The following is an 18,700-nucleotide window of genomic DNA, read 5'->3' on the forward strand; positions in this document are numbered from 1 at the left end:
TCACCAGTATCGGTACGACTCGCGGTACGCCCGGGCCCGCGGCGTCGCGCCGCCCGCGGGGGTGGTCTCCGGCGGACCGGTCGGCAGCGTCGGGGTGGGCGCGGTCGGCGAGGGCGGCGTGGGGGTGGGCGTCGGGGTCGGCGTCGGCGTCGGGGTGGGCGTCGGCTTCGGCGTCGGCTTGTCCGAGGGCTTGTCCGACGGCTTCGGCTTCGGCTTGTTGGTCGGCTTCGGCGGCGGGGGCGGCGTCGGCGAGTGGCCGTCGTCGGGCGCGTCGCCGTCGACGTAGACGGGGTCGGGCAGGTCGAGGACCTCGGTGCCCTCCAGCGCGCGCTCCATCACCGCGGTCCAGGTGGCCGTCGGGTAGTCGCCGCCGTAGAAGCTGGGTAGCCAGCCGTCGAGCGGCTCGGCGCCCTTGCCCCGCACGTAGACCACCGAGGTGGCCAGCTGGGGGGTGAACCCGGTGAACCACGACGAGACCACCCGGCCCTCGTCGTTGGTGGACGTCCCGGTCTTGCCGCCGGCCGGGCGACCCAGCGCCTGGGCGTCGGCGCCGGTGCCGCCGGGCGCGTCGATCACCTGCTCGAGCGCGTAGGAGACGTCGGCCGCGATGTCCTTGTCGAGGACCCGCTTGGTGTTGTTCTTGTGGGTGTAGAGGACGTCGCCGTCCTTGGCCACGACCTTCTGGATGACGTACGGCGCCGCCGCCTCGCCGCCGTTGGCGATGGTGGCGTAGGCGTTGGCCATGTTGATCGGGCTCACCGTCGCGCTGCCCAGCGCGACACCCACGTTGGGCTCGAGGCCCGGCGTCCGCGTGGGGATGCCCTTGGGGTTCTTGCCGCGCGGCTTCTCCGGCGGGATGCCGAGGGCGTTGGCGGTCTCGACGACCTTCTCGGGGCCGCCGGGGATGGAGTCGGTGAGGTCGATGAAGGCGGTGTTGATGGAGTCCTCGGTGGCCTTGAGCAGGCTCACCGGGCCGAAGGACTCGTTGCCCTGGTTCTCGAAGTCGGTGTCGCCGATCTCGATCGGGCTGTTGCCGTCGAAGGTGTCCTTGAGCGAGAAGCCCGCCTTGATGCCGGCCGCCAGCGCGAACGGCTTGAGGATCGAGCCGGCCTGGCCGCCGGCGACGGCCCAGTTGAGCTGCGACTGCAGGTAGTCCTGGCCGCCGTAGAAGCCGCGGACCGCGCCGGTGCCGGGCTCCACGCTGGCCACCCCGACGTGCAGCTGCTTGTCCTTGAAGCCCTCGGGCCGGGCCGCGACCACGCCCTCCTTGGCCGCGCGCATGGCCTTCTCGGTGAACGTGGTGGTGATGCGCAGGCCCTTGCCGTCGATCTGCTCGTCGTCGAAGCCGAGCTTGTTCAGCTCGTTGCGGACCAGCGTGAGCATGTGGCCCTTCTGGTCGCCGTAGGCGCTGCGGGCCTTGATCTTGGGGAACTTGGGGAGCCGCTCGCGCGCCGCGGCGGCGGGATCGGCGTACTTGTCGTCCATGTCGGCCATGCCGTCGAGCACGAACTGGAAGCGGCCGAGCAGCGCCTCGCGCGCGGACGCGCCGTTGGCGGGGTCCAGGCGCGTGGGGTTGTTGAGCACGCTGGCGAGCACCGCCGACTGGCGCAGGTTGAGCGCCTTGGCCGGCTTGTCGAAGTAGGCGCGGGCGGCCGCCTGCACGCCGTAGGCGCCGCGGCCGAAGTAGATGGTGTTGAGGTAGCCGGCCAGGATCTCGGACTTGGTCATCTGACGACGGATCTTCAGCGACAGGATCGCTTCCTTCGTCTTGCGCGTCAGCGAGCGCTCCTGCGTGAGGTAGAGGATCTTGACGTACTGCTGGGTGATCGTGGACGCGCCCTGGGTGCTGTTGCCCGACGCGTTGCTGAACGACGCGCGCAGGATGCCCTTGGGGTCGATGCCCGGGTCGCTCCAGAACGTGCGGTTCTCCGCCGCGATCACGGCGTTCTGCAGGTCCTCGGGGATCTCCTCGAGCGGGATCGACTCGCGGTCCTGCACCGCGTAGCTGCCCAGCTCCTCCTTGCCGCCGTCGTAGTAGACGAACGACGTCTCGGTCTGGAAGTCCTCGTTGGCCTCGGGGATGTCGATGGTGTTGTAGAGGAACACGAAGCCCGCGACCGCGACCAGGGCACCGACCAGGCCGACGATGAGCAGCCACTTGGCGACCTTCTTGACCCGCTGGCGAGGAGTCCGGGGCGTCTTGGCGCCCTTCTTCTTCCTGACCTTCGTCACGGGGGGTCCGTCGGCCCTGCGCTTGGCACTCAAGTTCACTGCTCCGGGGGTCGGGGACGTGGGCCGCCACCGCCACCGCACGTCGTACGGCGGGCGACAGCTCCTCAGGGTACGCAACCGGGCCTCGCCCACCCCATTCCACTCGCCATGTCCCGGGGACGTGACACGCGGCCGCAACGCGATGGATATGTCGCCGATTCGTAATCGCCGGATATATCGCTACGATAGGTCTCGTGGCACGTCGCGGAGAGACCATCGAGCTCGCAGTCCTCGGACTGCTGCACGAGGGACCCATGCACGGCTACGAGCTGCGCAAGCGGCTCAACCTGATGCTGGGCTGGAGCCGGGTGCTGAGCTACGGCTCGCTGTACCCGGCGCTGAAGAAGATGCTGCGCGGCGCGCTCATCGAGGAGCACACCACCTCCCCGGTGCCGGGCGTCCCGGTCACCCGTCGTCCGCGCATCGTCTACCAGGTCACCGAGGCCGGCACCCGCGAGTTCCAGCGGTTGATGTCGGAGGTCGGCCCGACCGCCTGGGAGGACGACAACTTCGACATCCGGTTCGCGTTCTTCGGCAGCACCGACATGGAGATCCGCCTGCGGGTCCTCGAAGGTCGGCGCACCCGGCTGCAGGAGCGGCTCGACCGCGTGCAGTCGCAGCTGTCGCTCACGCAGGCCGAGGTCGACCGCTACGCCCAGGAGCTCCAGCGCCACGGCGTCGAGTCCGTGGAGCGCGAGGTCCGCTGGCTCTCCGACCTGATCAACGCCGAGCGCAGCCTCGACCAGATCGAGCTGCGCCGGCCCCCGACCGAGCAGCCCCAGTAGCTCCCGGGCTCGCCGACCAGGCCAAGCACCACCGCACCACCCGCACCACCGCACGATCTCCAGAGAAGTCACACGACGAAGGGAAGCCCCCATGGGTTCGGTACGAGTAGCAATCGTGGGCGTGGGCAACTGCGCCACGTCACTGATCCAGGGCGTCGAGTACTACCGCAACGCCGACCCGGACGCGACGGTCCCCGGACTCATGCACGTCATGTTCGGTGACTACCACGTCAAGGACGTGGAGTTCGTGGCGGCATTCGACGTCGACGCCAAGAAGGTCGGTTTCGACCTCTCCGAGGCCACGCAGGCCTCCGAGAACAACACCATCAAGATCGCCGACGTCCCGCCGCTCGGCGTGACCGTCCAGAAGGGCCCCACCCTCGACGGGCTCGGCAAGTACTACCGCGAGACCATCGAGGAGTCCGACATCGACTCCGTCGACGTCGTGCAGGTCCTCAAGGACACCGGCGCCGACGTGATGGTGTCCTACCTCCCGGTGGGCTCCGAGGAGGCCGACAAGTTCTACGCGCAGTGCGCGATCGACGCGGGCGTCGCCTTCGTCAACGCCCTGCCCGTCTTCATCGCCTCCGACCCGGTCTGGGCCAAGAAGTTCGAGGACGCCGGCGTCCCGATCGTCGGTGACGACATCAAGTCGCAGGTCGGCGCGACCATCACGCACCGCGTGATGGCCAAGCTGTTCGAGGACCGCGGCGTGGCGCTGGACCGCACCTACCAGCTCAACGTCGGCGGCAACATGGACTTCAAGAACATGCTCGAGCGCGACCGCCTGGAGTCCAAGAAGGTCTCCAAGACCCAGGCCGTGACGTCCAACCTCGCGGGCTCGCTCTCGGGCAAGATCCACGACCGCAACGTCCACATCGGCCCCTCGGACTACGTCCAGTGGCTCGACGACCGCAAGTGGGCCTACGTCCGCCTCGAGGGTCGCGCGTTCGGCGACGTCCCGCTCAACCTCGAGTACAAGCTCGAGGTCTGGGACTCCCCCAACTCCGCCGGCATCATCATCGACGCGATCCGCGCCGCCAAGATCGCCAAGGACCGCGGCATCGGGGGCCCGATCATCTCGGCGTCGTCGTACCTCATGAAGTCCCCGCCGGTCCAGCTCAACGACGACGAGGGCCGCCGCCGCGTCGAGGCCTTCATCGCCGGCGAGGAGTGACCTTTTCGTCACCCTGCACAACGTGAACGCCCGCCGACCCGCCAGAGATCCTCTGGCGGGTCGGTGTCATTTCGGCGGCTCCTCGGGATAGTCCCTCACAAATTCGTGGCTGAGAGCCTTCTCGAACCACGCTGAGGTGAGGGACTATCCCGACGGACGGCTCAGCGCGGGCCGTGGGTGTTGAGCCAGAGGACGGGACCCTCGAGGGCGTTCCCCAGCTCGCGGATGGCGGCGAGGGACTTGCCGGTGTAGACGGGCTCCAGGGTGAGGCCGGCCTCGCGGGCGGCGGCCACCTCCGCGAGCGACGCCGGCGTCGGGTCGCCGTAGGTCTCGCCGAGCCAGTCGGGGCGCAGGTCGAAGTCGGCCGCGCCCAGGTCGGGTACGTCGGACAGCCCGCGGTCGCGCAGGAGGTCGGCCGTGCGGCGGCTCAGCCGGGCCATCGAGGCGGCGTCGAGGCGGAGCATGTCGTTGACGACCGCGCCGAGCACGCGGGTGCGCAGGCCGGCGATCCGCAGGCCCAGCGTCAGCCCCGTGACCGTGCCGCCGGAGCCGACGGGCACCACCACGGTCGCCGGCTCGGGCAGGTCGCCCGAGGCGACCTGGGCGGCGATCTCGGGGGCGACGTCGACGTAGGCAAGGGTGCCGAAGGCGTTGGAGCCGCCGGCGGGGAGGTACCACGGGCGGTGGCGCAGCAGCAGCCACGGCGCGGCCAGCTTGAGGCGGCGGGTGGAGGGGTAGCGGTGCAGCTCGGCCCCGGACGCCGACAGCCGCGCCAGCTGGTCGCGCACGTGGTCGTCCTCGGGCTGGTCGACCAGCCCGAGCACCGTCCGCAGCCCGTGCTCGCGGCCGTAGAGCGCGCACGCGAGGCCCCAGTGGGTGCCGATGCCGCCGACGGTGAAGAGCGTGCGCACCCCGCGCCGCTGCGCCTCGGGGATGATCCACTCCAGCTTGCGGACCTTGTTGCCGCCCCATGCGCCGTCGCCGAAGACCGACTCGTCCTTGAGCCAGACCTCGGGCGCGAAGCCGAGGTCGAGCGGGCGCACCGGGGTCGGCGCCCGGCCGAGCGAGACGTGCCCGAGTCCGGGCACGAGCTCCGCCAGCCGGGCGCCGGGGCTCACCGCGAGGCCCACCACGCCAGCAGGGCCGCTCGTGCCTCGTCCTCGCCCATCGGGCCGCGGTCCATGCGCAGCTCGAGCAGGTGGTGGTAGGCCTCGCCGACCTCGCGCCCGGGGGCGATGCCGAGGATCTCCATGATCTGGTTGCCGTCGAGGTCGGGCCGGATCGAGCCGAGCTCCTCCTCCTCCGAGAGCCGCGCGATGCGCTCCTCGAGGGCGTCGTAGGTGCGCCGCAGCCGCTCGGCCTTGCGCTGGTTGCGCGTGGTGCAGTCGGCGCGGGTCAGCACGTGCAGCCGCTCGAGCTGGTCGCCGGCGTCGCGCACGTAGCGACGTACGGCGGAGTCGGTCCACTCGCCGTTGCCGTAGCCGTGGAAGCGCAGGTGCAGCTCCACGAGCTTGCTGACGGCCTCGACCTCGTCGTTGCTGAACTTGAGCGCCTTCATCCGCTTGCGGGTCAGCTTGGCGCCGACCACGTCGTGGTGGTGGAAGGTGACGGTGCCGTCGTCGACGAAGCGGCGGGTGCGCGGCTTGCCGACGTCGTGCATGAGCGCGGCGAAGCGCGAGACGAAGTCGGGCTCGCCGCCGAGGCGGTCCTCGAGGTCGATGGCCTGCTCGAGCACGGTGAGGGTGTGCTCGTAGACGTCCTTGTGCCGGTGGTGCTCGTCGCGCTCCAGCGCCAGCGCCGGCAGCTCGGGCAGCACGCGGGCGGCCAGGCCGGTCTCGACGAGCAGGGTCAGCCCCAGGCGGGGGTACGGCGCACAGACGAGCTTGACCAGCTCGTCGCGCACGCGCTCGGCGGAGATGATGTCGATCCGCTCGGCCATGGCCGTCATGGCGGCCACGACCTCCGGGGCGACGGTGAAGCCGAGCTGGGCGGCGAAGCGGGCCGCGCGCATCATCCGCAGCGGGTCGTCGGAGAAGGAGTCCTCGGGCCGCCCCGGGGTGCGCAGCACGCGGTGGGCCAGGTCGACGACGCCGCCGTAGGGGTCCTCGAGCTCGCGCCCGGGGACCTGCACGGCCATCGCGTTGACGGTGAAGTCGCGCCGGCCGAGGTCGCCGTCGAGGGAGTCGCCGAAGTCGACCGTGGGCTTGCGCGAGGTGGGGTCGTAGACCTCCGAGCGGTACGTCGTCACCTCGACGACCCACTCGCCCTTGCGGCAGCCGATCGTCCCGAACGCCCGGCCCATGTCCCACAGCGCGTCGCCCCAGCCCTTGAGCAGCCGCTCGGTCTCCTCGGGGCGGGCCGAGGTGGCGAAGTCCAGGTCGTGGTGGGCGCGGCCCAGCATCGCGTCGCGCACGGGGCCGCCGACCAGGGCCAGCTCGTGCCCGGCGTCGGTGAAGAGCCGTCCGAGGTCGTCGATGACCGGTGACATCCGGTCGAGCTCGTCGGCGACGGCGCGCTGGACGTCGGCCAGGCGCAGGGTCGGGAGCGGGGCTTCGGGCACGACCCACGAGTCTAGTGCGTGCCGACGGGGCCCGGCCCCGTCGGTCGGACGGGACGACCGGCGGCCGATAGGCTCGCCCGGTGGTCCGGTCTTCCCTGCGTGTGCGCGCCCTCGGGGCCACGCTGGGGGCGGCGGCGTGCCTGGCGCCCACCCTGGCGGCCGCGCCGGCCGTCGCGTCGGCGACCGCAGGACCGACGGCCGCGAGCCTGAGGGCGCGGCCGCTGTCGAGCGCGACCGCGGCGCCGTCGCGCGCCGAGGAGACCGAGCCGCTCAGCATCGTCCTCGACGACGTCAGCCCCTCGGCCGTGCCGCGGCAGGGCCCGATCGTGGTCACCGGCACGGTCACCAACGTCGACACCGAGACCTGGTCCGCGGTCAACCTCTACCCCTTCTTCGGCCGCGAGCCGATGCGTACCGCCGCCGCCCTGGAGGCCGCGACGAGGGTGCCGGTCGACCAGGCCGTCGGCGAGCGGCTCACCGACCGCGGCCCCCTGGACAGCGTCGCGGAGCTGGCGCCGGGGCAGTCCTACGACTTCACGATCACCGTGCGCCGCAGCGACTACGAGCTGCCGGCGCGCGGGGTCTACTGGTTCGGCGTGCACGCCCTCGCCGAGGGCCCGCTGCCCCGCGACGACGTCGCCGAGGGCCGCGCCCGCACCCTGCTCCCCTACGTGCCCGAGCGCCTCGAGGGGTCCGTCGAGACCGCCGTCGTGGTGCCCCTGCGGCGCTTCATCGACTACGCCGCCGACGGGTCCCTGGCCGACGTGGAGTCCTGGCGCGAGACCCTCGACGACGGCGGGCGGCTGCGCGGGCGGCTCGACCTGGGCGCCGCCTCCGGCGCGACGCCGATCACCTGGCTGATCGACCCCGCGCTGCTGGACGCCGTACGCCGGCTCTCGCTCGGCAACCCGCCCCGCTCGCTGGAGCCGACGCAGCCGCCCGGCGAGGGCGAGGAGCCCGAGGACGGCGAGCCCACGCCGTCGGAGACGATCAGCCCCGAGGAGCAGGAGCCCGAGGCCGACGACGAGGAGCTCACCCCGCAGGCCGCCCAGCTGGCCCGAGTGGCGACCGACTGGCTCTCCGACCTGCGCGAGGCGGTCGCGGGCGACCAGGTCCTCACGCTGCCCTACGGCGACATCGACGTCGCCGGCGCCGCCCGCCACGACCCCGAGCTCGTCGACCTCGCCGTGCGCCGCGAGGGGGTGGTCCTCCCGTCGTGGGGCGTCTCCGGCTCCCCGGCCATGGGCTCCCCGGGCGGCTACCTCGACACCGACGGCATCGCCCTCGCGGCGCCCGGCACCACGGTGCTGGTCTCCGACCGGATGTTCGCCACCGACCCGCCCGCGGTCGTCACCACCGGCGAGCAGCGCCTCGTGGTCACCTCCAGCGGCGCCGCGGCCGGGGGCCCGCTCCCGGGACCGCGCCTGTCGTCGGTGGCCGTCCGCCAGCGCCTGCTCAGCGAGGCCGCCGTCCGGTTCCTCTCGCGCGCGCCCCGGCCCCTGGTGATGGTGCTCCCGCCGCAGTGGAACCCCGACGACGCCGACGGCTTCTTCGACGCCCTCGACGCCGACTGGCTCGACCTCACCACGGTCGCCGACGTGGCCGACGGCCCCGCCGGCACCGTCGAGGCCGACCGCCTCTCCTACCCCCGGCGCGAGGTCGAGAGCGAGCTCGACGGCGCCGCCTTCAGCGCCGTACGCCGCCTGGCACGCGACGGCGAGACCCTGCAGAACCTGCTCACGCGCAACGACCAGGTGGCCGGGGTCGTGCTCAACCAGGCCCTCGCCGGCGCGTCCTACAGCGCCCGGCTGGCGCCCAGCACCGCGCTCTCCTCGATGACCTCGTCCCGGCGGTGGATCGACGACCAGCTCGGCGCCGTGCACGTCGACGGCCCCACCGGCGTCACGCTCTCCGGCGGCAGCGGCAACTTCGCCGCCACCGTCACCAACACCCTCGACGAGCCCGTCACCGTCGTGGTGAGCGCGACCAGCGACGCCCAGGTCGACCTGGGCGACTCCGAGCCGCAGCTGCTCGGGGCCGGCAGCAGCGCCACGGTCCTGCTCCCGGTGCACCGGCTGCGCCAGGGCGTGCACCAGGTGACGCTGCGCGCCGTCGACGCCGAGGGCAACCCGCTCGGCTCGGCCGACTCCTTCCCGATGCGCTCTGCCCAGGTCAGCACGGTCATCTGGGTGATCCTGGCGACCGGGTCCTCGATCCTGTTCCTCGCCATCGCCGTGCGCCTCGTGCGGCGCTTCCGCCACCGTCACGACCCCGTGGCGGCCGACGCGGCGGAGCCGGCGTGAGCACCGCCGACGACCAGAAGGTGCTGGCCTCCAGCGCGGTGATGGCAGCCGGCACGATCGTGTCGCGCCTGAGCGGCTTCGTGCGGCTCAGCCTGCTGGCCGCGGCGCTCGGCGTCTCGGTGCACGCCGACCTGTTCACGATCGCCAACACGATCCCCAACATGCTCTACATCCTGCTGGCCGGCGGCGTGTTCAACGCCGTCCTCGTGCCCCAGCTGGTCCGGGCCATGAAGAACGACGCCGACGGCGGCGAGGCCTACACCAACCGGGTCATCACCCTGGCCGGGCTCTTCCTCGGCGTCGTGACCGTGCTGCTCGTCGCGGTGGCGCCCTGGGTGACCTCGCTGGTGCTCAGCTCGGAGTACGACGCACCGGCGCTCGCCGAGCAGCGGCAGTCGGCGATCGACTTCGCCCGCTTCTGCCTGCCGCAGGTCTTCTTCTACGGGATGTTCGTGCTCGTCGGGCAGGTCCTCAACTCACGCGGCCGGTTCGGCCCGATGATGTGGGCGCCCATCGCCAACAACGTGATCTCCGTGGCGGTGCTGGCGGTCTACCTCGTGGCGTTCGGGCCGGCCCGCGGGTCCGAGGTCTTCGGTGCCTTCACCCCCGGGCAGGAGGCGCTGCTCGGCATCGGCTCCACCCTCGGCATCGTCGCCCAGCTGCTGATCCTGGTGCCCTACCTCGCCAAGGCCGGCTTCCACTACCGGCCCCGCTTCGACTTCCGCAACGCCGGCCTGGGCCACACGCTGCGGCTGGGCATCTGGACGCTGCTGTTCGTGGTGGTCAACCAGGCGGCGTACGTCGTGGTCGTCAAGCTCGCCAGCTCCGGCCCGGCCGAGGGCGGCCAGGGCACCGGCATCACGATCTACTCCTCGGCGTTCCTGATCATGATGGTCCCGCACTCGATCATCACCGTCTCGCTGGCGACCGCGATCCTGCCCCGGCTGTCCGCGCGGGCCGCCGAGGCCGACCTGCCGGGCCTGGCGTCGTCGCTGTCGAGCACGCTGCGCTCGGCGATGGCCGTCGTGCTGCCCTTCGCCGCGCTGCTGCCGGTCATCGCGCACGACATCGCCCAGGTCGTGTGGGGGCACGGGGCGGCCGCCGACGACTTCCCGCGCTACGTGCCCACGCTCGGGCTGTTCGGGGCCGGCCTGGTCTTCTTCACCGTCCACTACCTGATGCTGCGCGGCTTCTACGCGCTCGAGGAGACCCGCACGGTCTTCTTCATCCAGTGCTCCGTGGCGCTGACCAACATCGTGGTCGCCGTCGTGCTGGTCGGGCGCACCGACCCCGAGCACACGGCGCCCTCGCTGGTGCTGGCCTACACGGCGGCGTACGTCGTGGGCTCGGCGGTGTCCTTCGCCGTGCTGCGCCGGCGGCTCGGCGGCCTGGAGACGCCGCGCCTGCTGCGCTTCCTGGCCCAGCTGGTGCTCGCCGTGGCCGTCTCGACGGGGATCGCGCTCGCGGTGACCCTGGTCCTGCGCGGGCTGTCGGACACCCCGCCGTGGCCGGTGGCGGCCGCCCAGGCCGCGCTGGTCACAGGCATCGACGTCGTGCTCTTCGTGGTCCTGGCGCGGGTGCTGGGGCTGCGCGAGGTCACGTCGGTCATCGAAACGGTGACGCGCCGCCTGAGGCGCTCCCCGGCGGCGTGAACCGCCCTACGATGACGGGGACGTCAGCGACAGCAGGCCGAGCACCCGGGTCGACCGGGTCCGAGGGAGGTGGGGCAACCGCAGTGCCGCACACCATCCGGCCCGGCGACGTCCTCGCGGGCCGCTACCGGCTGGTCGACCTGCTCACCGAGAGCGGTGGCGGGCGGTTCTGGCGTGCCCACGACCGGGTGCTGCAGCGTCACGTCGCCCTGCACGTCATCCCCGCCGACGACCCCCGCGCCGAGGGCCTGCTCGAGGCCGCGCGGAGCTCGGCGGTGCTGCTGGACCGCCGCGTCCTGCGCGTGCTCGACGCCGAGACCCACGACGGGCTCTGCTACGTCGTCAACGAGTGGGGCTCGGGCACCTCGCTCGACATCCTGGTCACCAGCTCGGGCCCGATGGAGCCGCGCCGCGCCGCCTGGCTGGTCGCCGAGGTGGCCGACTCCATCGCGATGGCGCACGACGCCGGCGTCTCCCACGGGCGGCTGGTCCCCGAGAACGTCCTGGTCGACCGCACCGGCGAGATCCGGGTGATCGGGCTCTCGGTCGACGCCGCGATGCACGGCCTGACCGGCTCGCGCGCCTCGACCGACGTCGCCGACCTCGCCGGCCTGCTCTACTGCGCGCTCACCGGCAAGTGGGCCGGGGTCTCCGCGTCGAGCGTGCCGCGCGCGCCGGCGGAAAGCGGCGAGGTGCTGCGCCCGCGGCAGGTCCGCGCGGGCATCCCCCGACCGCTCGACGCCCTGTGCGACGCGGTGCTGCACGTGCCCGGCTCGGCCGGCTCGCGCACCCGGGAGCTGGTGTCGGTGACGACGGCCCGCGAGATCAGCGCCTACCTCAGCGACTTCGTGGGCGACCCGGCCGGCATCGCCGAGGAGCTGCTGGCCACGCTGCCGCGCCGCCGCGACGTCCCCGTGGTGCTGCCGGCCATGCCGGACGTGCCGGTGCGCGACAGCGGCGAGCAGCCCGCCGTACCGCGCGCTGAGGCGGAGGAGGCGGCGGAGGCTCCCGCGGCCGACGAGGAGGAGCCGGCGACGAGCACCGGCCTGGACGCTCCCACCGCACCGCGCGTCGAGGCGCCGGAGCTGCCCACGCAGGCCGGCATGCCGATCTTCGACGACCAGTCCGACGACGTCTCGTGGCTCTCGGTGCGCGAGCAGCCGGCGCCCCCGCCCCCGCCGTTCGAGGAGCCGCCGGAGCGTCCGCTCTTCGCCCCCTCGCCGCCCAGCGGGACGCCGCTGCGCACCCCGCGACCGGGCAGCGCCGCCACCGACGCGGCCTCCGACTTCTGGCCGTGGGAGAGCACCGGCACCGGGGCCCCCGGGCAGCCGGGCAGCCACACGTCCGGCGGCACCGGCAGCGGGGTGATCCCGGCCGTGGACGACGAGCCGCCGCCGGGGCGCAGCTGGCTCCGGCTGGCGGCCGCGATCGCGGCCGGGCTGCTGCTCCTCGTGGCGCTCGTCGTCGCGTTCAACCTCGGCCGCGGCAAGAACGCCCTGGGCGGCGAGCCCGCCGACTCCGACCCCAGCCCGTCCACCTCCTCGACGCCGAGCCCGTCGGCTCCGGCCGCCGCGCCGCTGGCCGGGCTGGTGGCCGACGACCTGGACCCCCAGGGCACGCCGGAGCGGGAGGAGAACGGCGCCGACGTGGGGCTGGCCCTCGACGGCGACCCCGCGACCTCGTGGTCGACGTCCGGCTACGACCAGCAGCTCGGGCCCGGAGGCCTCAAGACCGGGGTCGGCCTGACCCTCGAGCTCGGAGGCGAGCACTCGGTGTCGTCGGTGCGGCTCACGCTGGCCGGCTCGCCGACCGGCGTCGCCCTCTACGTCGCCGACGAGCGCCCCACGGACGTCGCGGACCTCACCCCCGTCGCCACCGCCACGGTCAAGGGCGAGACGGCGGCCATCAAGCTGCCGACGCCCACCACGGGCCGGTTCCTGGTCGTCTGGCTCACCGAGCTGCCGCGCGACGGGTCGCGCTTCCGCGGCCGCATCGCCGAGGTGGAGGTGCTGGGTGCCTGAGGCCGTCGCGGACCGCGGCCTCGGCGACGACCCCACCGACCTCGCGCTGCTGCGGGCCCACGTCGACGGCGACACCGCGGCGTTCGGCACCCTGTTCGCCCGCCACCGCGACCGGCTGTGGGCCGTCGCGCTGCGCACGATGGGCAACCCCGAGGACGCCGCCGACGGTCTGCAGGACGGGCTCGTGGCGGCGTACCGCCGGGCCGGGTCGTTCCGCGGGGAGGCGGCGGTCACCACGTGGCTGCACCGCGTCGTCGTCAATGCCTGCCTGGACCGGCTGCGCGCGGCCAAGGTGCGCCGCGCCGAGTCGCTGCCCGACGACCTCGAGGAGTACGGCGACCGCGGCTCCACCCTGACCGCCGCGACGGTGGCCGACCCGGCCGACCTGGCGGTGCAGGACGAGCGACGCCGTCGCGTGCTGGACGCCCTGGCCGAGCTGCCCGACGAGCAGCGCGCGGCGCTCGTGCTGGTCGACATGGAGGGCTACCCCGTCGCCGAGGTCGCGCGGATGCTCGACTGCGCCGAGGGCACGGTGAAGTCGCGCTGCTCGCGCGGGCGGGCCCGCCTCGCGGTCTCGCTGAGCCTGCTGGCGCCCGGTGGTGACCCGGACCACGCCGACCCGGGGAACCCCGCCGACGGCCCGTCCGTCAGATCCACGCAGGCCTCGCGGGCGCCGCCCCCCGACTGAGGGCACCTGCCCGACCCACCCACGACCCCGACGAGGAGAATCTGCCCCGATGTCCGACGAGCGAGAGCTGACCCCCGCGGAGGAGGAGCGCGTCCGACGCCTGCTCGCCGAGGCCCGGGTCGAGGCTCCGATGCCCGAGGACGTCGTCACCCGCCTGGACCGGGTCCTGGCCCAGCTGGGTGAGGCCGAGCCGGGCCCCGACGCCCACGTGGTGGAGCTGGCCTCACGCCGGCGCCGCAAGGTCACGACCCTGCTCGTCGCGGCGGCCGCCGTCGTGGCCATCGGCGTCGGGGTCGGACAGGTGCTTCCCCAGGCCGAGCAGTCCGACTCCCAGGCCTCCTCCGACGCGGACGCGGGCGGTGACCCCGCCGGTGGCCGCGCGCAGGCACCGGACGCGGCGGCCCCCGAGGGCAGCATGGAGCGCAACGACACGACGTTCGACCTGGTCGACGGGGTGCCGCGGGTGCGCGCCAGCCGCTTCGCCGACGACGTCGCCCGGGTGGCCGAGCTCCAGTCGGCCCAGGCGTCCGACCGCGACAACCTTCCGAACGCCCTGCAGTCGCAAGCCGATGGGGACGCGACGGCCATCTGCGACCCCGCGGCCTGGGGTGCCGGCAAGCTCCAGCTCGTGCGCTACGACGCCCAGCCCGCGGTCCTGGCGTTCCGGCCGCCCATGGGCGACACCCAGGTCGTGGACCTGCTGCAGTGCGGCACCGGCGAGCTGCTGCGCTCGGTCACCCTCGCCGTGGGCTGACCCCGCGCGCCGTACCTCCGGGAAGAATGCTCGCCTACGATCGGTTGACATCAGTGAGCCCCCGGACGGGGTCCCCGAGCAGCAACGAGAGTTGGACGGCATGTCTGAGACGCGCAACGTGATCATCATCGGCTCCGGCCCCTCGGGCTACACCGCGGCGGTCTACGCCGCCCGGGCGAGCCTGCAGCCGCTGGTCTTCGAGGGCTCCGTGACCGCCGGCGGGGCGCTGATGACGACCACCGAGGTGGAGAACTTCCCCGGCTTCCGCGACGGCATCATGGGCCCCGCGCTGATGGACGAGATGCGCGCGCAGGCGGAGCGGTTCGGCGCCGAGCTCATCTCCGACGACATCGTCGAGGTCGACCTCACCGGCAAGGTCAAGGTCGTCAAGACCCACACCGACACCTACACCGCCCGCGCGGTGATCCTGGCGACCGGCTCGGGCTACCGCAAGCTGGGCCTGCCCAACGAGGACACCCTCTCCGGCAAGGGCGTCTCCTGGTGCGCGACCTGCGACGGGTTCTTCTTCCGCGAGCAGCACATCGCCGTCGTGGGCGGTGGCGACTCCGCGATCGAGGAGGCCACCTTCCTGACGCGCTTCGGCTCCAAGGTGTCGCTGATCGTGCGCCGCGACGAGCTGCGCGCCTCCAAGATCATGCAGGAGCGCGCCTTCGCCGACCCCAAGCTCGAGATCGAGTGGAACTCCGTCGTGGAGACCATCAACGGCGCCGACCGGCTGGAGTCGGTCACGCTGAAGGACACCGTCACCGGCGAGACCCGCGACCTGGCCGCCACCGGCCTGTTCATCGCGATCGGCCACGACCCGCGCTCGGAGCTGCTGACCGGCCAGGTCGACCTCGACGACAACGGCTACGTGCTGGTGCGCCATCCCTCCACGGCCACCAACCTGCCCGGCGTCTTCGCCGCCGGCGACCTGGTCGACCACCACTACCGCCAGGCCATCACCGCCGCCGGCACCGGCTGCGCCGCCGCGCTCGACGCCGAGCGGTTCCTGGCCGAGTTAGACCACAGCTCGGCCTCGGGCTACGAGGCCCAGGACGCCGTCGCCGCCTCCGCGCTCGCCGAGGACGTCCAGACCGCCGGTCTCTGAGGCGCTGTCACCCCTGCGGTTTGGTCACAGACCGCAGGTTCTCGGCCCCCGAACGTGCGGTTGGTGACCAAACCGCAGCGACACGGGGCAGCGGGGAACAGCCACCGCACGTGTGGTGTTCACTAGACACAGACCTCTGAGTCGAACCTAAGAAGGGATACTGCCGTGGGCAACATTTCAGCCGTCACCGATGCCGAGTTCGAGGCGCAGGTGCTCAAGTCGGACAAGCCGGTCCTCGTGGACTTCTGGGCGGAGTGGTGCGGCCCGTGCCGCCAGGTCGCCCCGATCCTCGACGAGCTCGCCGGCAGCCACGGCGACAAGATCACGTTCCTCAAGATGAACGTCGACGAGAACCCCGTCACCCCGTCCTCCTACCGGGTGACCGGCATTCCGACGATCAACGTCTACCAGGGCGGCGAGGTCGTCCGCACGATCGTGGGCGCCAAGCCCAAGGCCGCGCTGCTCAAGGAGCTCGACTCCTTCATCAGCTGACCCGCTGACGTACCTGCCTCACCCCGTCACCGCTCACGCGGCGTCTCCTCGGAGCGTCGAGTGAGCGGTGACTGCGTTCGGGGGTCGGCTTGGGGTGCGGCCGTACGACGCCCAGCAGCCGCTCCACCGCCGCCTCGACCTCGTCGCGCCAGGTCAGCGCCGAGCGCAGGTCCATGCGCATCCGCGGGGTCAGCGGGTGCGGTCGGTGGGTCTTGAAGCCGACGCTGCCGAGGAAGCCCGCCGCCACCAGGCAGGACCCGAGCGCCGGAGCGGTGGTCCCGAAGGCCTCGACGGCCCGGATCCCGCCGCGCTCGATGAGGTCGCGGGCCATCGCCTGGACCAGCATCCGGCCCAGTCCCCCGTCGGCGTGCTCATCGGCGACGTACGCCGTGGTCAGCAGGACCGCGTCCGGGGACACCGGGGCCGTCGGGAAGGCCCCTGCCCCGGGCACGTACGCCGCCGGGGCGTAGACGACGTAGCCGACCACCTGGTCGTCGACGAGGACGACCCGCCCGCAGGAGCCCCACTCGCGCAGCACCTCGGAGAGCCACGCCTCCTTCTCGGCCAGCGCGGCGTCGCCGCTGACCCGGGCCCGCCGCACGGGGTCGAGCTCCCAGAACAGGCAGGAGCGGCAGGGGCCGGGCAGGTCGGCGAGGTGGTCGACGGTGAGCCGGACGACCGTGCGGGACATGGCGGGCCTCCTCGGAGGGTGGGACCGGAGCGTGCGCGACGGCCCCTCCTGAGAGGATGACACCCGTGCGCCCGATCCGGCAGAGCCGCAAGCTCCACAACGTCCGCTACGACGTGCGGGGACCCATCCTCGTGGAGGCCCAGCGCCTGGAGGCCGAGGGCCACCGGATCCTCAAGCTCAACATCGGCAACCCGGCGCCGTTCGGCTTCGAGGCGCCCGAGGCGATCCTCGCCGACATGATCCACCACCTGCCGGAGTCGCAGGGCTACAGCGACTCCCGCGGGATCTACCCCGCGCGCACGGCCGTCGCGCAGTTCTACCAGCAGCAGGGCCTGCTCGACGTCGACGTCGAGGACGTCTTCATCGGCAACGGCGTCTCCGAGCTGATCTCGATGGTCCTGCAGGCCTTCGTCGACGACGGCAACGAGATCCTGGTCCCCGCGCCCGACTACCCGCTGTGGACGGGGGCGGTGACGCTCGCCGGCGGCGTACCCGTGCACTACCTGTGCGACGAGGACGACGACTGGAACCCGGACCTGGCCGACATCGAGGCCAAGATCACCGAGAACACCCACGCCATCGTCATCATCAACCCCAACAACCCCACGGGTGCGGTCTACAGCAAGGCCACCGTGGAGGCGCTGGTCGACATCGCGCGGCGCCACGAGCTGGTGGTCTTCGCCGACGAGATCTACGAGAAGATCCTCTTCGACGACGCCGTGCACCACCACGCGGCCAAGGCCGCCGGCAGCGACGTGCTGTGCCTGACGTTCAGCGGGCTGTCGAAGGCCTACCGCGTCTGCGGCTACCGCGCCGGCTGGGTGATGGTCTCCGGGCCCAAGGAGCTCGCCGAGGACTTCCTGGAGGGGCTCACGCTCATCGCCAACATGCGCATGTGCGCCAACGTGCCCGCGCAGCACGCCATCCAGACCGCGCTGGGCGGCTACCAGTCGATCCAGGAGCTGATCGTGCCCGGCGGGCGCTTCTACGAGCAGAGCATGCTCGCCCACCGCCTGCTCAACGAGATCCCCGGCGTCTCCTCGGTCAAGCCGCGCGGCGCGCTCTACTGCTTCCCGCGCCTGGACCCCGAGGTGTACGCCGTCGAGGACGACGAGCAGCTCGTCATCGACCTGCTGCGGGCCAAGCGGCTGCTGGTCACCCACGGCACCGGCTTCAACTGGCCCACGCCCGACCACTTCCGGCTCGTGACGCTCCCGGACGTCACCGTGCTGGAGGAGGCCATCGGCCGGATCGCGGAGTTCCTGGCCACGCGCCGCTGACCTGGGCGGGCACGGGGCTGGACGGGGCTGGCAGGCTGTCCCCAGCCCGACCGACCGCTCGACGAGGAGCACCATGCGCGATCTCACCTACCCGCCGATCATCCTGACCGCCAAGACCCTCTTCCGAGCGCTCGGGCAGCGCTTCGACCTCACCGGCACCGAGCACGTGCCCCGCGAGGGTGGCGTCCTGCTCGCGTTCAACCACGTGAGCTACCTGGACTTCATCTACGGCGGGCTCGCTGCCAACCCGTCGGGGCGGCTGGTGCGGTTCATGGCCAAGCGCGAGGTCTTCGACCACGCCGTCGGCGGGCCGGTCATGCGCTCGATGCACCACATCCAGGTCGACCGCGGCGACGGGCTGGCGTCGTACCGCTCGGCCGTGGACTACCTGCGCAACGGTGAAGCCGTCGGGATCTTCCCCGAGGCCACGATCTCGCGGGCCATGGAGCTCAAGGAGTTCAAGTCCGGGGCCACGCGCATCGCCGCGGCCGCCGGGGTGCCGCTCGTCCCGGTCATCCTGTGGGGCACGCAGCGGCTGATGACCAAGGACCACCCGCGCGACCTCTCGCGCGGCACGACGATCGCGATCCGCGTCGGTGAGCCGCTGCACCCCTCCGGCGAGGACCCCGCCGCGGAGGCCGAGGAGCTGCACGCGGTCATGTCCCGCCTGCTCGACGAGACGATCGCGGCGTACCCGGCCGCGGAGCAGCCCCCGGGCGCCTGGTGGCTCCCCGCCCGTCACGGCGGCGGCGCCCCCACGCTCGAGGAGGCGGCCCGCCTCGACGCCGAGGAGCAGCGCGAGCGCGCCGCCCGTCGTGCCGCCAAGCGCGCCGCGAGGAAGTCCTAGCCCCGGGTAGTCCCTGACGTTCGTGTCATGTTTCGCGTGAAACATCGACACGAACGTCCGGGACTACC

General features: G+C 72.6%; 15 protein-coding genes. 11 read left to right on the top strand and 4 right to left on the bottom strand.

Going from position 1 to position 18,700, the window contains the following annotated elements; genetic code table 11:
* Nucleotides 1-2,232: a transglycosylase domain-containing protein gene (locus tag E4622_RS12755; RefSeq protein ID WP_245155999.1), complete on the bottom strand. Its 2,232-nt coding sequence runs from the start codon at nucleotides 2,230-2,232 to the stop codon at nucleotides 1-3.
* A gap of 233 nt (nucleotides 2,233-2,465) precedes the next feature.
* Between E4622_RS12755 and E4622_RS12760 the strand changes: the two genes are divergently transcribed.
* A complete protein-coding gene (locus E4622_RS12760) occupies nucleotides 2,466-3,056 on the top strand; it encodes a helix-turn-helix transcriptional regulator (protein ID WP_134740534.1) in 591 nt (196 codons plus the stop codon).
* A 91-nt stretch (nucleotides 3,057-3,147) separates the two neighbouring features.
* A complete protein-coding gene (locus tag E4622_RS12765; RefSeq protein ID WP_134740535.1) occupies nucleotides 3,148-4,233 on the top strand; it encodes an inositol-3-phosphate synthase in 1,086 nt (361 codons plus the stop codon).
* A gap of 161 nt (nucleotides 4,234-4,394) precedes the next feature.
* On the opposite strand, the gene E4622_RS12770 is transcribed toward E4622_RS12765, so the two are convergent.
* A complete protein-coding gene (locus E4622_RS12770; RefSeq protein WP_134740536.1) occupies nucleotides 4,395-5,351 on the bottom strand; it encodes a pyridoxal-phosphate dependent enzyme in 957 nt (318 codons plus the stop codon).
* Nucleotides 5,348-6,721: a CCA tRNA nucleotidyltransferase gene (locus tag E4622_RS12775; protein WP_134740814.1), complete on the bottom strand. Its 1,374-nt coding sequence runs from the start codon at nucleotides 6,719-6,721 to the stop codon at nucleotides 5,348-5,350. The genes E4622_RS12770 and E4622_RS12775 overlap by 4 nt, the downstream gene beginning before the upstream one ends.
* 152 nt (nucleotides 6,722-6,873) lie before the next feature.
* Between E4622_RS12775 and E4622_RS12780 the strand changes: the two genes are divergently transcribed.
* The 7 genes from E4622_RS12780 to trxA all read left to right on the top strand — a co-directional run bounded on the left by E4622_RS12780 (nucleotide 6,874) and on the right by trxA (nucleotide 15,814).
* Nucleotides 6,874-9,096 carry a DUF6049 family protein gene (locus E4622_RS12780; RefSeq protein WP_134740537.1) on the top strand — a complete coding sequence of 741 codons (2,223 nt, stop codon included), beginning with the start codon at nucleotides 6,874-6,876 and terminating at the stop codon, nucleotides 9,094-9,096.
* Nucleotides 9,093-10,748, top strand: a complete 1,656-nt coding sequence (gene murJ / locus E4622_RS12785) for a murein biosynthesis integral membrane protein MurJ (protein WP_245156000.1) — start codon at nucleotides 9,093-9,095, stop codon at nucleotides 10,746-10,748. The genes E4622_RS12780 and murJ overlap by 4 nt, the downstream gene beginning before the upstream one ends.
* Nucleotides 10,749-10,831: 83 nt before the next feature.
* Nucleotides 10,832-12,769, top strand: coding sequence for a protein kinase family protein (locus tag E4622_RS12790; RefSeq protein ID WP_134740538.1), 1,938 nt, complete (start codon nucleotides 10,832-10,834; stop codon nucleotides 12,767-12,769).
* Nucleotides 12,762-13,457 carry an RNA polymerase sigma factor SigM gene (sigM, locus tag E4622_RS12795; protein ID WP_134740539.1) on the top strand — a complete coding sequence of 232 codons (696 nt, stop codon included), beginning with the start codon at nucleotides 12,762-12,764 and terminating at the stop codon, nucleotides 13,455-13,457. The genes E4622_RS12790 and sigM overlap by 8 nt, the downstream gene beginning before the upstream one ends.
* A 49-nt stretch (nucleotides 13,458-13,506) precedes the next feature.
* Entirely contained in the window at nucleotides 13,507-14,211 is a 705-nt protein-coding gene (locus tag E4622_RS12800; protein WP_134740540.1) for a hypothetical protein, read from the top strand.
* Nucleotides 14,212-14,311: 100 nt separating this feature from the next.
* Nucleotides 14,312-15,322, top strand: coding sequence for a thioredoxin-disulfide reductase (gene trxB / locus E4622_RS12805; protein WP_134740541.1), 1,011 nt, complete (start codon nucleotides 14,312-14,314; stop codon nucleotides 15,320-15,322).
* A gap of 165 nt (nucleotides 15,323-15,487) precedes the next feature.
* A complete protein-coding gene (gene trxA, locus E4622_RS12810; protein ID WP_134740542.1) occupies nucleotides 15,488-15,814 on the top strand; it encodes a thioredoxin in 327 nt (108 codons plus the stop codon).
* On the opposite strand, the gene E4622_RS12815 is transcribed toward trxA, so the two are convergent.
* The gene (locus E4622_RS12815; RefSeq protein ID WP_134740543.1) at nucleotides 15,807-16,505 is read right to left on the bottom strand and encodes a GNAT family N-acetyltransferase; all 699 of its coding nucleotides are present in this window, start codon (nucleotides 16,503-16,505) and stop codon (nucleotides 15,807-15,809) included. The two genes, trxA and E4622_RS12815, sit on opposite strands and share 8 nt — an antisense overlap.
* 56 nt (nucleotides 16,506-16,561) lie before the next feature.
* On the opposite strand from E4622_RS12815, the gene E4622_RS12820 reads away from it, so the two are divergent.
* Together E4622_RS12820 and E4622_RS12825 are read left to right on the top strand one after the other, a co-directional pair.
* Nucleotides 16,562-17,785, top strand: a complete 1,224-nt coding sequence (locus tag E4622_RS12820) for a pyridoxal phosphate-dependent aminotransferase (protein WP_167736067.1) — start codon at nucleotides 16,562-16,564, stop codon at nucleotides 17,783-17,785.
* Nucleotides 17,786-17,858: 73 nt separating this feature from the next.
* Nucleotides 17,859-18,632, top strand: coding sequence for a lysophospholipid acyltransferase family protein (locus E4622_RS12825; RefSeq protein ID WP_134740545.1), 774 nt, complete (start codon nucleotides 17,859-17,861; stop codon nucleotides 18,630-18,632).
* Nucleotides 18,633-18,700: the final 68 nt, after the last annotated feature.

Origin of the sequence: Nocardioides sp. 503 (assembly GCF_004522095.1) — a bacterium.
GTDB lineage: Bacteria > Actinomycetota > Actinomycetes > Propionibacteriales > Nocardioidaceae > Nocardioides.